This is a genomic window from Mycoplasma pogonae, assembly GCF_054170725.1.
This window is the reverse complement of record NZ_JBSWZS010000005.1, coordinates 17452-33512: the sequence shown is the minus strand read 5'-3', so window position 1 is coordinate 33512 and position 16061 is coordinate 17452. Positions and strand designations below refer to the sequence as shown.

At 22.8% G+C, this 16061-nt stretch carries 14 protein-coding genes and 1 tRNA gene; 12 read left to right on the top strand and 3 right to left on the bottom strand.

From position 1 onward, the window contains the following. Positions 1 to 12 precede the first annotated feature (12 nt). Together ACW95P_RS02530 and ACW95P_RS02525 are read left to right on the top strand one after the other, a co-directional pair. Entirely contained in the window at positions 13 to 1536 is a 1524-nt protein-coding gene (locus tag ACW95P_RS02530) for an MHO_4530 family protein (protein WP_457961664.1), read from the top strand. Between the two features lie 3 nt (positions 1537 to 1539). Further along, positions 1540 to 2208, top strand: a complete 669-nt coding sequence (locus ACW95P_RS02525) for a phosphotransferase (protein ID WP_457961663.1) — start codon at positions 1540 to 1542, stop codon at positions 2206 to 2208. Positions 2209 to 2240: 32 nt separating this feature from the next. On the opposite strand, the gene thiI is transcribed toward ACW95P_RS02525, so the two are convergent. After that, on the bottom strand, positions 2241 to 3380 hold the full coding sequence (gene thiI / locus ACW95P_RS02520; RefSeq protein ID WP_457961662.1) for a tRNA uracil 4-sulfurtransferase ThiI: 1140 nt from the start codon (positions 3378 to 3380) through the stop codon (positions 2241 to 2243). Between the two features lies 1 nt (position 3381). Further along, positions 3382 to 4848, bottom strand: coding sequence for a hypothetical protein (locus ACW95P_RS02515; protein ID WP_457961661.1), 1467 nt, complete (start codon positions 4846 to 4848; stop codon positions 3382 to 3384). Between the two features lie 1766 nt (positions 4849 to 6614). Between ACW95P_RS02515 and ACW95P_RS02510 the strand changes: the two genes are divergently transcribed. The 9 genes from ACW95P_RS02510 (at position 6615) to ACW95P_RS02470 (ending at position 13375) form a co-directional block, all read left to right on the top strand. Then, positions 6615 to 6887: a hypothetical protein gene (locus ACW95P_RS02510; protein ID WP_457961660.1), complete on the top strand. Its 273-nt coding sequence runs from the start codon at positions 6615 to 6617 to the stop codon at positions 6885 to 6887. A gap of 1056 nt (positions 6888 to 7943) precedes the next feature. Continuing rightward, complete coding sequence (locus ACW95P_RS02505) at positions 7944 to 8447, top strand: hypothetical protein (protein ID WP_457961659.1); 504 nt, start codon at positions 7944 to 7946, stop codon at positions 8445 to 8447. A gap of 169 nt (positions 8448 to 8616) precedes the next feature. Then, positions 8617 to 9294 carry an ATP-binding cassette domain-containing protein gene (locus tag ACW95P_RS02500; RefSeq protein WP_457961658.1) on the top strand — a complete coding sequence of 226 codons (678 nt, stop codon included), beginning with the start codon at positions 8617 to 8619 and terminating at the stop codon, positions 9292 to 9294. 8 nt (positions 9295 to 9302) lie between these two features. Continuing rightward, positions 9303 to 9992: an ATP-binding cassette domain-containing protein gene (locus tag ACW95P_RS02495; protein WP_457961657.1), complete on the top strand. Its 690-nt coding sequence runs from the start codon at positions 9303 to 9305 to the stop codon at positions 9990 to 9992. Between the two features lie 107 nt (positions 9993 to 10099). Further along, a complete protein-coding gene (locus ACW95P_RS02490) occupies positions 10100 to 10828 on the top strand; it encodes a hypothetical protein (protein ID WP_457961656.1) in 729 nt (242 codons plus the stop codon). 237 nt (positions 10829 to 11065) lie between these two features. Then, positions 11066 to 11665, top strand: a complete 600-nt coding sequence (gene rpsD / locus ACW95P_RS02485; RefSeq protein WP_457961655.1) for a 30S ribosomal protein S4 — start codon at positions 11066 to 11068, stop codon at positions 11663 to 11665. 97 nt (positions 11666 to 11762) lie between these two features. Beyond that, the gene (locus ACW95P_RS02480) at positions 11763 to 12695 is read left to right on the top strand and encodes a formate/nitrite transporter family protein (protein ID WP_457961654.1); all 933 of its coding nucleotides are present in this window, start codon (positions 11763 to 11765) and stop codon (positions 12693 to 12695) included. Between the two features lie 162 nt (positions 12696 to 12857). After that, positions 12858 to 13109, top strand: coding sequence for a hypothetical protein (locus tag ACW95P_RS02475; protein ID WP_457961653.1), 252 nt, complete (start codon positions 12858 to 12860; stop codon positions 13107 to 13109). A gap of 53 nt (positions 13110 to 13162) precedes the next feature. Then, on the top strand, positions 13163 to 13375 hold the full coding sequence (locus tag ACW95P_RS02470; RefSeq protein ID WP_457961652.1) for a hypothetical protein: 213 nt from the start codon (positions 13163 to 13165) through the stop codon (positions 13373 to 13375). 536 nt (positions 13376 to 13911) lie between these two features. Here the strand turns inward: ACW95P_RS02470 and ACW95P_RS02465 are convergent. Then, a tRNA-Trp gene (locus ACW95P_RS02465) sits at positions 13912 to 13986 on the bottom strand. Between the two features lie 139 nt (positions 13987 to 14125). Here ACW95P_RS02465 and parE point away from each other — a divergent pair. After that, on the top strand, positions 14126 to 16054 hold the full coding sequence (parE, locus tag ACW95P_RS02460; protein ID WP_457961651.1) for a DNA topoisomerase IV subunit B: 1929 nt from the start codon (positions 14126 to 14128) through the stop codon (positions 16052 to 16054). Positions 16055 to 16061: the final 7 nt, after the last annotated feature.

The following is a 16061-nucleotide window of genomic DNA, read 5'->3' as shown; positions in this document are numbered from 1 at the left end:
AAGGTAATCACAATGAAAATTGCAATAATACTATTTTCAATTATAGCGATAGTACTATCTGCTTTTTTGTTGTTTTTTATCACTAAATATTTTTTAGCTAAGAAAAAAAATAATTCTGCATTTTATTTTTCAATTGTTGTTGATAAAAAAGAAAAAAAATTAAGAGTAGCTGATTTTTATTCGATGAAAAATATTAAAAAATTTTTAAATAATAATATTTTCATTGAAGGCAAATGAATTTCATATGAAAATTTTGTAAAAATGTTTTTACCAAAAGATGCAGAAGAAATTTTGTCTCATCTAAGTGAAAATCGTGATTTAAACAAAGTTTTTGAATTGAAAAAAAGCGAAGACGGAGTTGTAAGTCATTTTAAACTAGAATTGCATCTAGAGAATAATGCTTTTATCATTATGAAAAAAGCTTTTGCAAATAAAAAAAATTCAAAACAAATCAATAATAATTTAAAAATTGAACCAATTGAAAAATTATTAAAAACAAAAAATAGCAATGTTGTTTTTTATTCTTTTTTACTTAATGATGAAAAAGATTCTAAAAATATTGTTCAAAAAATTATTTACACAATGGAATTTAGTTCTGACTTAATCACTGGTATTTTTACTTATGAAAAATATTTAATTTTTGCTATTAAAGAAGATTTAAACTTTTTTAATAAGCCGCAATTAAAAAAGTGATTGTCACTTGTTAATGAGTACCCAATTTATAATTATGTCAATTGTTTTAGTAAATTAGTTGAGAAAAAAATCCCTGATAAAAAAACACTAGAAGAATTTAAATACAAAATTGAATATTCGATGTATAAGACCATCAAAGACAAAGTTAGCGATATTTTCACAATTGAAAGCATTGATAAAGAAGAGTTTGAGATTTTTAAAACAAATCTAAATTTTTTTAAAAATGAATTTGAAAGTTCAATGTTAAACTTGAAAAATATTTTAATTAAAAAAGAACAAGCAGATTTAAAAAGCGTAAAAATTGCTTCAATAAAATTACCAGAAAATTATAATTTTGATTTTTTAAATTGTTTAACTTTTTATAAAACTAAATTAAATCTAATGTATTTGAAAAAAAATATTCTAAATAATCAACTTAGAAAAATTATTTTTGTTAACCCTGGTAATTTAGAGTTTATTAAGAAAAATAAATTATTTTATAAAAAAAATTTTTTATTACTAGCTGCTATTTCTGAAAATTATGAAAAAATTATTAATTTAGAAAAAGATGAATTAAATGTAGGAATTTTAATCAATCAAAAAGATGACTTTGTTTTTGATCTAATTAAAAAAACAAACTTAAAAATTATTGTAATAGGAAAAGAAATAGCTTCAAGAATTGAAGAAACTGAAAATATGATGTGGTTATCATATTTAAATGAAATTGCTGAAAAATTAAAAATTACCGTCATTTATCATAATCCTGATTTAAATGTAGAAGATAAAGTAAAAAAACAAATTAAATTAGTTTATTGATTTACTACTAAAAAAATTGAAGATAAAAACTTAAGAATGCATTTTTAAATTATGAAAAATATAGTTCAAAAAAACTTTCCCGATTATATTACTTCAAAATTAAAGCATTTAACTATGTTTTATGAAGGGCTTCATAATTACACTTTTACAGCTTTTTACAAAAATCAAAAGGTACAAATTAGAATTAGTAAGGAACATAATTTTCCCAAACAATTTGAAATAGATTTTTTAAAAAAATTAGATAATTATTTATATATTTCTAAAAAAGGAAATTTTATTAAAAAATGAATTGATGGTAATTCTTTAGAAAATCAATCAATTAATTTTAAAATCAAACAACAAATTACAGAAAAAGTTTTGAAATTACATCAGGAAAAAAATCTCACAAATGAAGCTATTTTTAGTTGGGAAAGTGTCACAATTTATGACTCTAAATTCTGAGAGTTAGCACATAAATATCAAAAAGACCAAATGGTCATTTGCCATAATGATTTACGCCTTAAAAATATCATTATAGATCTTGAAAACCAAATTCACTTAATTGATTTTGAATGAATTCGATGAAATAATCCTTATTTTGATTATGCTTGTTTGTATCTGTTTTGTCAATTTACAAAAGAAGAGTTAATAAGTTTATTTAATCTAGAACTTGATAAATTAAATGATTTCATATATTTAGTTTCTAAATTTAATGAACAATGGGAAAAAGAAAAATATTAAAAAATTTGTCCTGATAATAATGGGCAAATTTTTTATAATTCAAATTTTTTAACAATTAATTTAGTATCAATCAATCTAGCTTCCAACTCATGCATTTGAATTAATTCTGCTTCGAGTTTCTCAACCTCAGATTTATTAGGTTTAATGATTGGATTTTTGGGAGCAAAAATTTCACAAGCTTCATTAGCTCTTTCAATTGAGATTTCATAAGTTTTAATTCTTTCTGCTAAGCTAACAACTTCTAATTTATCAAAAGTCACAACAGGGCGATAAATTTGTAAATGGCTAGCACTTCCAATTACATCCATTGATTCAATTGTTTGTGAAGCAACTTGCCCTAAATTTTCACCATTTGATAAAGCTAAAATTTTATGCTTTAAAGCAACTTGAGTTGCAATTCGGTAAAAACTTCTTCGCATTAAGGTAATTTTGTAGTTTTGCTTTGAAACAAGCCCGATGTAATTCATTAAATCAATGTAATTCATTTGATATAAAATACTCTTACCTTGATATTGATTTAAAGTGGTAATAATCCGATTAACCTTATCGACTGTTTTTTGATCAGTGTGTGGAGGAGTTATAAAAGATAAATACTGTACTTCTATCCCTCGCTTCATCATTAAAAAAGCTGCTACAGGCGAATCTATACCTCCAGATATTAAGTGTAAAGCCTTACCGCTAATCCCAACTGGTAAGCCGCCCAAGCCCCTTTGTATCCCTAAAAAAATATATGTAAAATCTTTACGGATTTCAATTCTAATTTCTAGTTCTGGTTTTTTAACATCAACTTTCATATCAGGAAAATGTTTAAAAACAGTAGTTGCAATTTTACGATTAATCTGATCTGAATTCATTTCAAAATTCTTTCAATTTCGGGCAGCTACAATTTTAAAAGTTTTTTTGGAATCATCAAAATTTTCAATAATTTTTTGCTCAATTTTTGCATAGTCAGTCTCAACTTTAATGACTGGAGAATAAGAAAAAATTCCAAATACATATTGTAATTTAGTAAAAATTTCTTGATTATATGGCAAAAACATTCTGTCAAATAAAGTTTGAGGTTGAATACCAACAATTTTTTCAATATTTTCTGCTAATTTTCGTATAAACAATTTTTTGTTGCTTCCTTTTAAGGAAAGCTCTCCATAACGTATTAAAATTTCGTCAAACATTTTAGTTCCTTTTCTTTAAATAAATAATAAATTCATCTAATCCATTTTGATATTGACCATCAATAACTTTTTTTTCTAATAAATTCAAGTTTGAATTCAGTTCTTTATTATTGAATTTTTGTGCATTTAGACGCATAAAAATATTTTTAATAATTTTATTTAAAAGTATTTTAGGAGCTAAACTTTTAACTAATTTTATAAAGTCTTTTTGCATTAATTTAATTAAATCTTTTTGATTATCAAAATCCCGTTCAATATCAGTAATTTTGTTAGCTAAAAAAAATTGTTGTTTTTCAATACTTGCGATTAATTCTTTTTCTGTACTTATTAAAATAATATTTTCATCTTCAATAATTTCTTTTAGCTCTAAAAAATCAAACTCCATTTGTGAAAATAACTTTAAATAATATTCTTTTTCTTTTTCTAAGTTATAAATTTCTGTATTTATTTTGTTAATAGTATTTGTAAAAAGTTGCATTTTATAAATTACATCTTTATAAGCTAAAATTAAGTCTTTTTTTTCTTCTTGTTTTTCATGAATATCTTTAGATGCAATAATGCTATCAAAAATATTTTTAATATTTTTTTCATGTTTAAATAAATTAATCGTAGTTCTTATAAAAAAATCTTTTTTTCATTTTTCTAAATCTTTTAAAAAAAGACTCATAATTTTTTCCACTTCACCATAGGTGTTTTGAATTAAAAATTTATTTTCAAATCAGAATTTTGTATATTTAATTTCTTGCTTAATATGATTTTTAATTTGCTTTAATTCAATATATGTTTCAATAATTAAATTTTTAGTTGTAGCAAAATCACCATTTTCAAAACTATCTAAAATTTTATTTTGTTGCAGTTTAACATGTTGATAAATATCACTAACATTTTTATTTGTAAAAACATTATAATTTTTTTTATATTTTTCATAATTATAAATATCTAAATCAATTTTTTGAGGTAGCAATGAACGTACTTCTAATTCTAGTTCAATAAAGTCATTAACCATATTATATAATTCATAAACTTCGGCTTTAAATTGTTTCAAAAATTTATTTACTTGATAAAAATCCTGAGTTTTAATCATTTCACGAAACTGTTTATTTTGGTTTTCTACTGTTGCTACTTTAATATCAATAAACTTATGATAAGTTTGATATTTTTTGTACTTTTTATCAATTAAATTTTTTACTTTATCTAAATTTAAAATTATTTGTTTATGTTCCATTAAATTTAAATCAGTTTTTTCAAAAATAACTTGAATATCAGTATTAAATTTTGCAATTAATGTCTCAAGGTTTAAAAATTTTTTTCAAATTTTTTCAAAAGCTAGTTTATCAAATTTTTTATTATCAAAATTTTTCTTAAATGCTAAAACTTCTGGTTTCATTTCATCTCGAAATAATTTAATTTTTTTATACTGTAATTCCATTAATTTTTTCTTTTCTTGAATTTTAGAATTTAAATCCATTCTCTTTAACAAACTTTTTAATGGTAAGTAATTTTGCTCTTCTAAACTAATTAAAACTTTGTTGAGTTTAATGTCCCTTTTTTCTCAAATATATTTTTTTGCAACAAAAAAAATCAATACCAATGATATTAGTAATAAAATGATTAGCAAGCAAATAATAATAATTTTGAAAATTTCCATAAGTTAAACAATTATATTTTAAAGCATTATTTTTTTAATTTTAATATTAAAATTTATTTCAAAAATAAACTATTTTTTAAAATAAATAAAATAAATTTTATTTAAAAAGTTTTTATTTAAATTTAGTTTTATAAATTTCTATAATTTTATTGGTTAGTTATGTAGTTTTTGAGTTTTGTCAATTAACTAACTGATAAAAACACATTTAAAATTTCAAGAGTTGAAAATGACAGAAATTAAAACAGCAAATTATTATTTAAAAGCTCATTTAAAATTTTTCGCTTTTGCTTTTCTTATATGATCGATAATATTCTCAGCACTAGTTTGAATATCTGTTGATTATTCATATAATTCTAATAAAATTCCTATTATGGATTCTCCTGGATCGGTAAAATATATAATTTATAATTATTCAAATTTTATTTTTTTATTTATAGGAATTTTTATTTTTCCATTAATTTTAAGAAAAATGTTTAATAATACTTTTTACAAAAATTATTTAAAAACATGTAATAAGACCAAATCTAAATTTATTGTTCTTTTTTACTTTTTTACTATTTTGCTTTTATTATCATTATTTCAAACAATAATTTTTATAATTTATGAAAAAATTTACCAAAAAACAAATGTTTTTGACACCAATTTTTTAGAAGCTAGTTGAAGCGAAATAATTTTTTCTAATTTTATTTTACTTTTTTCAGCAATGCTTGTCGGATCATATTTATCAATTATTCATATAAAAAATAAAAAAATATTTTTTGCTTTTATAACATTTTATTTTCTTATAACATGCTTGGTATTCGGTATTTTTGGACATGTTCTTATTATAAATTTTTTCAATAATTCTACAGATTTTTTATCTCAAACCAGTTTAAATATATTGCAAATAGTTAAATATATTATGATTTTCGTACCTTTTGGCCCTTATTTTTTAACTATAAGTCTTTGAAAATTTTCTTTTAGTTTAAGTGATTTATTAAACAAAAATCAAAATGAAATAAGTCCTAAAATGGATATTTATGAATGGATGTTTTATTGAATTATTATTTATTTAATAATTAATTTAATTTTAATAATTTGTTTTATTTTTGTATCTAAAGAAAAAATAATTAATTGAAAAAACAATTTTAATGTTTGAAAAATTAAATTTAAACATTAATTCTTATAAAAAACAAAAATTTATTAATTTATTTTAGATAATATGGTATCCAACCCAAAAGTTGTACTTAATATTTTAAGTTTTTGAATGATCCCTAAATTCAAAGGGGGGTCATTTTATTTAATATTTTTTGTGATTGCAATATTTAGTATATTTTTCAATAGTTAATTTAAAACTATTTTTTTTAACTTATTTTTAGCATAAAATTTACATTTTGGCTTATTGATGTTGAAAATTATTTCATAAACAAATTTTTTTTATTTAAAAATGAAATAAAATTTATAAAAGTGCATTATTTTAAATTTATTTACTCAAAATTTTATAATTTATTTAGTTAGTTGTTTATATATTAACTAACAAATTATTTTTTAAAACAAACAATATCAATATTTTTGAATATTAAAAATTAATTTTAAAGGAGAAAAAAATGTTAGATTTAACATTAAAAAATGAATCACAATTTCAAGAAATTAAGGTTGTTCAAAAGCGTGAATATAATCCTTATTATGATAATGATGTTACTGGTTGAAAAACCAATAATGACAATTGAATTAAAAGATATTTTTTAATTGTAGATTTTTTTAAAAAACAATGGTTTAAAAAAACATTTTGCACTAATCCCCGCTCAATAAAAGTCAATTTATACTTATCCTGGTGACATTCCAATTACTGAATATATTCCAGAAGGATTACAGTATAGCTATACAAAAGTAGAAATAAGTGGATTTTTATTAGGTAATGGTGGAAGCGTTAGTGCAAAATATAAAAAAATGTAACTATTCCTTGAAAAGATTTAAAAAGTTGACTAAATTAAAATTATATTGATTTAAATTATTGTAGACTAAAAAAATTATTTTAATTTCTGAATTAAAATTAATTGACCCCTTAAATCATGCAATAATAAAAATAAATGGAGAAATTACAAATGGTAGAAAACAAAATATTTATATAGATCCGGAATTTAGTTATTCAAATTGAACATTTTTTGATATTTTAGATTATTCACTTTCTACATTTTGATATTTATCTAATATAAAAGGTTTCATGCCACTTAAAAAACAAACAAAATTGTATACTGAAATTTCAAAAATATTTAGTTAACAAGTATTAAAAATTATTAATAAAAAAGAAGATAATCGCTTATTCTCAAGTAATGAAAAAAATAAAATATAAATAAATGTTAATACTAAAATGGAAAAAGGAAAATTTAATAATTGAAGTATCCGAAATTGTATTTACTATGGATATCTTTGAGATCACACAACTGCTTAAATGTCTAATTTATACGTTATTTTAGAATTAGGAACATAAAATGATTCATATAAAAATATTAAATTTTTATATTAAAAAATATTGGAAAATACTTTTTTTAGTATTTATATTTTGAGCTATTTTATTTTTAGCTTTAATAATAATTTCTGCAAAACTTTATTCTAAAATTCAAGAAGAGAAGGATTTTTCTTACAATTATTTAAATACATCCAAAAGAACAATTTATAATTTTTTTTCTTTTGGAATATTTATTATTGGTATCTTTATGCTTCCGATTTTATTAAAAAATATATTTAGCAACACATTTTATAAAAATTATTTTAAAAATGAAGGCTTTTTCAAATCTAAACTAATTATAATTTTATATTTTATTTTAATTTTATTTTTCATTATCTTAATAAAAAACATTATTTTCATCATTTATGAAAAAACATATTTAAGAATCACTAATAATAAAAATATTTTAATTGAAACAAATTTTACAATGCTTTTTTCTGCTGATTTACATTTATTAATTGCTTCAGTTTTTGTAGGTTGTTATTTATCACTTCTTCCTATAAAAAGAAAATGGCTATTTAAAATTATTGTATTTTTATATCTCATTCTAACTATTTTTATTTTTGGTTTTTTAGGACAAACGCTATCTACTGATTTTTCAGTTGTCTCAACCGACATTTTTTCTAGAACAAGCTTAAATATTATGAATTTTATTAAAAATATCATGATTTTTACACCATTTGGTTCTTATTTTATAATAATGGATTTTGCCCCATTTGGGTTTGGTTTTAATGATTTATTAAATATAGAAAATATAAAAAACAGTAATTTATTTCCTCAGTTTGGTTTACATTATTGATTTTTTTACTGATTTATCGTTTCTTTTATTTTAAATATTTTATTAATAAGTTTGTTCATAGTGGTTTCTCAAAAAAATTTAATAAAATTTAAAAATTTTATCCATTTTAATCTTAAATTAAATCTAAAATAATTTTTAAAAATATTAGGCATTTGATTTTTAACTTAAAAATTATAAGAAACTAAATTTCAATTATTTTTTAAACTTATTTAAGATTCTTAATATTAAAATAATAATTTTAGATTTTTAACTTTAATACATTTTAAAAACGATGGTTTAAAATTTAAAAAAGGGAATAAATATGCAAAAAATATTAGAAGTTAAAATGTTATCTAAAACTTTTGGTAGTAAAAAAATATTTGAAAATTTAGAGTTTGTGGTTGATGAAAATGAAGTCATTTGTTTTATTGGTAAAAACGGTTCTGGTAAAACAACATTATTTAATATTTTATTGAATCAAACAAGTAAAAATTTTGGAGAAATAAAATTTTCTAATCCAAAAATAAAAATTGCTTTTTTTAATCAAGAAGAAAACACTGAAGAAGTTTTAAGTGTTAACAAAATTTTAAGCTTGATTGAATATTCACTTAAAAAAGATGAAATTAAAAAAGCTTTTTTTGAAGAAATGAAAAAAATATTAGTAAACCCCAAAAATTTAAAAACCCAAGTTAGATTTTTATCTGGTGGTGAAAAACAAAAATTTGCTTTATTACAAGTTATTGCCAACTTCCCAAAAATTTTAATTCTTGATGAATATAGTAATAACCTAGATGATGAATCAATAAAAAATATTAAACAATTTTTATTGAAACTAGTAAATCAATATGGCACAACAATTTTAATAGCTTCTCATAAAGTTACTGAAATGATAAATTTCGTTGATAAAATTTTTTTAATTAAAAACAAAAAAATTGAGCATACTTGGAATACTAAAAATTTTTCCGAAAAACAGTTTATTGAAATTCTTAACAAAATTTAAAGGTAAAAATGAAAATTTTATTTGATTTAAAGAATGTAACTAAAAAAATAAAAACTAAAAATATTATTGATAATATTAATTTAATAATTTATCAAAAAGATAAAATTTGTTTAATCGGAGAAAATGGAGCCGGAAAATCAACACTTTTAAATTTAATAACAAAAGTTTTTCTTCCATCTTCAGGGAGTATTTATACAGATGAAGCAATTTTTGAAAATCAACAAATTAATTATTTGACACAAGAAAATAAATTTCTAATTAACTTTAAAGTAAAAACATTGATTAATAAAATTAAAAAAAATACTGAAAATTTAGAATTTTTTAATTACTTGTATGAAGTGCTAAATATTGATGACATTATAGATAGTAGACTTTTCCAGCTTTCCGGTGGTGAAAAACAAAAATTAAAATTTTTTCAAGTTTTAATAACAGAACCAAAAATTTTAATTTTAGATGAATACAGTAATCATATTGATTACCCCACATCTCAGTTAATCAAAAAAATTATCCAAAATTATATTTTTGAAAATGAGATAACACTTTTAATTGCATCACATAAGTTGGAAGAAATGGAAAATACTTGTCAAAAAATTATCTTAATTAACGAGGGCAAAATTATGAATGTTTGAGAAAAATCTAGTGTTTTTGATAAAGCAGCAATTACTAAAATTAAAAATAATTTTAAGAAAGAAGCATAATTATTTTTAAATTAATATTTAAATTTCATTTAGATTTTTTCAAACACAAAACCAATTTTCTTATTTGATTTTTTGCAATTGTTTTATCACAAATTTTGATTTATATTGTGCATATTTTTGATGTACCAAAAAATGATGCTTTACACGTTTTGGCTACTCCTTTAGGACTAATATTTACACCTTCATTAATTGTAATTTTTATTTTTGGACCATTATTTAAAAATTATTTATTTAGTTTTTTATATTTAAGAAAGTGAATAATTTACAATCAAAATTTTAAATCATTATTTTGAATTGAATGAGCTAAATTTTGGTTTATTTTCGGACTTGCAAGTATTACTTTATTTATTAATTGATTAATAGCATTTGCAATTATTATTAATCAACTAACTTTTATAGCATTTTTAATTTTTTATTTATATGGTTTGTTATTACTTTTCTTTTTAACTAATATTTTTTTGTTTTTGAATAATTTATTATTGGGCTTTAAAACAGGAATTGTGATTTTCATTTTTATTTTTTTAGCTATGTTTAGTTTTTATAGTATTAACACTATTTTTGTGTATTTTTATAAAGCAAATTATTTAATTGAAATCCCTAATGATTTTTTCTTACAAAAAACTTTTTTACCTTTTTATTATATTTTGCTTAATTTTAACTACGAAAATACTAATGCTGAAATGCAGTTATTTTTAGGTGATTTACATTACCTTACAACTACTATGCTAATTTTTTATTTTACTACTAGTTTGAGTGCCTTTACACTTAACTTAACTGCAGTCAAACAATTGCGTCATTTTTCAGCTTTAGTAAAAGCTAAACTTACAAGTCTTTAAATGAAAAGTATGTTATATGCTACAGCAAAATTATTTTGCTGTAGTTTTTATTTTGTAAAAATCAATAAAAGAGTACAATTTAAAAGCATTTATACTAGCGCATTAATATTTTTAGTATTTTTTTAAATTTGTTGAGATTTAAAAGTAGACTTGCTAGAACGTCGAAATTATTGAATTTAAAAAACCTAAAAAGAATTAATGATCTCAACTGTATAATTGCAGAAAGTGAGATATCAAATGGCGAGATTTAGAGGTTCTACCTTCAAAAGATCAAGAAGACTTGGGTTTTCAATTTTAGAAACAGGGAAAGAATTTGTTAAAGGAAAAGCTAGAGAATATGCTCCTGGACAACACGGGCAAAAAAAATCTAAACCTTCTGATTACAAATTACACCTATATGAAAAACAAAAAGTTCGTTACATGTACGGGCTAAATGAAAAACAATTTAGAAACACATTTTTTAAATCATCAAAACGTAAAGGATTATCTGGAACTAACTTTTTACAAATGTTAGAACAAAGACTAGACAACGTTGTTTATAGAGCTGGTTTTGCTTTAACAAGAAGACAAGCAAGACAATTAGTAAATCACGGACACTTTACATTAGATGGTAAAAAAGCTAACATTCCTTCAATGCTTGTTACTGAAGGTCAAGTGATTACACTAAAAGAAAAATCGAGAAAAAATCAACAAATTATTGATGCTTTAGCAACTAAAAAACCTGCTGAATGAGTTGAAGTTAAAGACTTTGTAGCAACTTTCAAAAGATTACCTGAGAGAAATGAAATTGCTAAAGATATTAACGAATCATTAATTGTTGAGTACTACAACAAATAATATTAAAATATTTACAAAAACTTTTATCTTTGAAAATTTAAAAGTTTTTGTTATTTTTTTTAACTTAATTTTAAACATTTAAAGAAATGGAAATAAAATGGCGCGTTTTAAAAAAAACTTCGAACATGTTGTGGCTTATGCCAACAGCAAAATAAAAAATAGTAACGTAAAAACATTTTGATTTGGGTTTATGGCTTCTTTCTTTGTTGCCATTGCCTATATCATTTATATTCAATCAGTGGCATTTTTTAGTCACGTCGATAATTATGGCGTTTTTCATGTTGACCCAAAAGGATGATTTATTGCAGCTTTAGTTTTTCCGATGGGGCTTTTATTGATCATCTTTGTAGGTGGATCATTATTTACTTCTGACTGTTTATCAGTCATGTCGGTTTTTGATGGTAAGGCTAAATACTCGCAAGTATTTAAGTTATTATCACTAACTTTATTAGGCAATTTAGCTGGAGCAATTTTTTCAGCAGTAGTCTTACGAGCTTCAGGAATTTTTGGGCAAAATGAATTAATGGTAGTTGCTTATTTAGTTTCTAAAAAAGTATGATTAGGAGCAAGTAGTTTATATTTAGTGTTATTTTCAGGGATTTTATGCAATATTCTTGTAGCTGGTACTGTGTGGTCAGTTTCATCATTAGGTGAAGCAGTAACTGCCAAAGTTTTAATTGTTTTTATTTTAATTTGATGTTTTACTATTTCTGGTTTCCACCACGTTGTTGCTAACATGATTTTGTTTTGATTTGCAATTTTACATGGTGATATCACTATGAATGCGGCGTTATGAAGTGATGTTGCTAATGCAGTGAGTGAAAATAAGATTAGCTACTATCAATTGCTAGATTTAAAAGTAAGCTTACACGATGGCCTAAGCTTTAGTTGAATTGTTAAATCGGTTATATTCAATTTAATTCCAGCAGCTATTGGTAACTTTATTTCTGGAAGTATGATGTTACCGATTATTTACTGATGATTACTAAAAGGGAAACCTGATTTTAAATTTAAAAGAATAAAATCTTAATAAAGAAATTATTTTCAAAATAAGCATCACAAATAAATAGTCAAGAAATTACACATTGGTGTAATTTTTCTTTATTTTTTAAAGGATTTAGAATTACTTAATTTTAAAATTTTCAATTCATATTTAGTTATAATTTAATAAGAACAATATCAAGGAGTTGAGATGCATAACAATTACATTCATACATACCAATTGTTAAAATCAAATTTTTTTAAAGTAAAAAAAATGACTTATTTTGTATGAATATTTGATTCATTAGTTTTTCTACTATTTGTGATTGCTTTTATAATTTTTGCTTCTACTATAAATGATGTCTATTATGATCTAGATGGAAACATTAGCTATTATGCAGGGCAAGTGAAAAACCCAACAGCTTTCTTTTCATTGATTTTTATTGCTGTTTTTTTAAATTAGTATCATTAATTTTTTCAATAATCAGATTTATTGCAAAGCTTCAAATTATTTTTATGGCAAGAGATTTGCAGGTCTACTTTACTAATGACACAAAAAGCTCATTATGCTTAGAAAAAATTAGAACGATGTTTATTTTGAGCTTTTTTCTTCCATTTGGAACTGTTATTGCACTTACAACTCAAAATTTAAATATTAGTGCGTTACCTCAGCAGTTGCCTCATTCAGAAAATATGCAACAAAAATCAAAAAATTACTCAAATCAATAATTAAAATTTAGTATTTTAGTTATCATTAATTTTTAATTTATCAACTAATTGCTTTTCATAAATTTTCTGAATTTTAAAATATAATTCCGCTATAGTTTTAAAATTAAAATAAAAATTTACATTTATAAAATGATACAACAACCAAATTCCCATAGGGGGAAACTAAAAGTTAAGATTTGTTTTATAGTTAGAAGTATTTCTAAATTTTTAAACTTTATCCTATTAACCATTTCATTTAAAAGATTTTCTAAAAAAATACAAATTATTAATGCATTACAATTTTTTCAACGTGTTTTAAAATAAACATAAATTATTCATAACTTTTAGAAAAAACTAAAATAATTTTTATTTTGAGTTTTTTAAGAAACAGTGATAGCTTTGTTTTTTGAAAAATTTAACATTAATATTTTAATTTTTGTCATCACCGATGAAACAAATTAATTCTTGAAAATAAAAAAATAGGAAAAAAATTCCCATTTTTTAAGATTTTAAATACAGTATATTTTATTTTTTTATAAAAAAAGTTATAAAAAAAATGGCAGGGGTGACAGGACTCGAACCCATAACACACGGGGTTGAAGCCCGTTGTTCTACCATTGAACTACACCCCTATTTTTGTAAAAGTGAGTAGAGCAAAAAATATTATAATATAAAAATAAAAATCTCCAAAATTTTCTTTCTTAAAATCAAATTTAAAAAGAAAAATTTTAAAAAACAAAATAGAATTTTTTTCTTTATAATTAATTAACAATGAATCAATATAATGCAAGCAATTTAAAAGTTTTAAAAGGATTAGAAGCAGTTCGAAAAAGACCTGGAATGTACATTGGTTCAACTGATGCTAACGGTTTACATCACTTGGTTTGAGAAATTGTTGATAATGCTATCGATGAGGCTCTAGCAGGTTATGCAAATCATATTGAAGTAACCTTAAAAGCTGATGGATCTGTTGTTGTCGAAGATAATGGGCGAGGAATTCCAATTGATAAACATGGTAGTGGTAAAACTGGTGTGGAATTAGTTTTTACTGAATTACATGCTGGTGGAAAATTTGAAGAAGGAGCATATAAAACTTCTGGAGGTTTACACGGAGTTGGTTCCTCTGTAGTTAATGCTCTTTCAACTAAATTAGTTGTTAAAGTTTATAAAAATAATAAAGAGTATGAAACCATTTTTAATGGTGAAAAAATTGTGCAACGCACTACAGAAATACGCAATGTTGCTAAAAAAGGAACTTCAGTACAATTTTGACCTGATTATGATTTATTTAAAAAATCAAAATTATCATATGAAATTATTGCAGAAAGATTACGAGAATCATCTTTTTTAATTAATGGATTAAAAATTGTTGTCAAAGATGAAATTCAAAATTTAAAAGATATTTTTTATTATGAAAATGGAATTGAAGCTTTTATTAACTTCATTAATGACAATAAAAATGTTGTTCAAAAAAATGTTGTAACTTTTGAAGAAACTATTGGACGAATTGAAATTACAACAGGATTTCAATATACCGATTCTTATTCAGAAACAATTTTATCTTTTGTTAATAATGTTAAAACTCGCGATGGTGGTGTACACGAAACTGCTGCTAAAACTGCTTTCACAAAAGTCTTCAATGATTATGCTCAAGAAAAAGGTTTTTTAAAAAATAAAACCTTATTTGATGGTAGTGACATTCGCGAGGGTTTAACTTTAATCATTTCTTTAAAAATTCCAGAATCAATTTTAGAATTTGTCGGACAAACTAAAGATAAGTTAGGAACACCAGAAGCCAAAGGTGCTGTTGAAGAAATGCTAATCAAAAATTTACGTTTTTGATTAATTGAAAATAAAGCAGAAGCTGATAAAATTATGGCTAAAATTAAACGTTCTTTCGATGCTAGAAATGCTGCTAAATTAGCTCGTGCTGAAACCCGTCAAGCTAAAAATGTTTTAAATAATAAAAAAATTCTTTCAGGTAAATTAACTCCAGCACAAAGCAAAAAACCTGAAGAAAAAGAATTATTTTTAGTTGAGGGAGAGTCAGCCGGGGGGTCTGCTAAGTTAGGGCGAGATCGAAAAACTCAAGCAATTTTACCGTTACGTGGAAAAGTTGTTAATACTGAAAAAACACGACTATTAGATATTTTAAAAAATGAAGAAATTTCAGCAATCATTAATACAATTGGAGCTGGAGTGGGCAACGATTTTAATATTAAACATGTTAATTATCATAAAATTGTTATCATGACTGATGCTGACACCGATGGAGCTCACATCCAAATTTTGTTATTAACATTTTTATATCGTTACATGCGACCTTTAATTGAAAATGGAATGGTTTATATTGCTCAGCCGCCATTATTTAAAGTTAGTAAACGTTTAAAAAACAATAAAGAAGAAGTTCATTATTGTTGAACTGAAGAAGAACTAAAAAACCTTTTAGCTCAACACCCTGGCTATGAAATTCAACGTTACAAGGGATTAGGCGAAATGCGTGCTGAACAATTATGAGAAACAACAATGGATCCCCAAAAACGTATTTTAATTAAAGTTGAAATTGAAGATGCAGCAATTGTAGAACGTCGGGTATCAACATTGATGGGTGATAAAGTTGAACCACGACGTGACTGAATCATTAAAAACATTGAATTTACTATGGAAGATGATTTTGAAATTCAAAAAATTGTTGATTAGAAAGGAA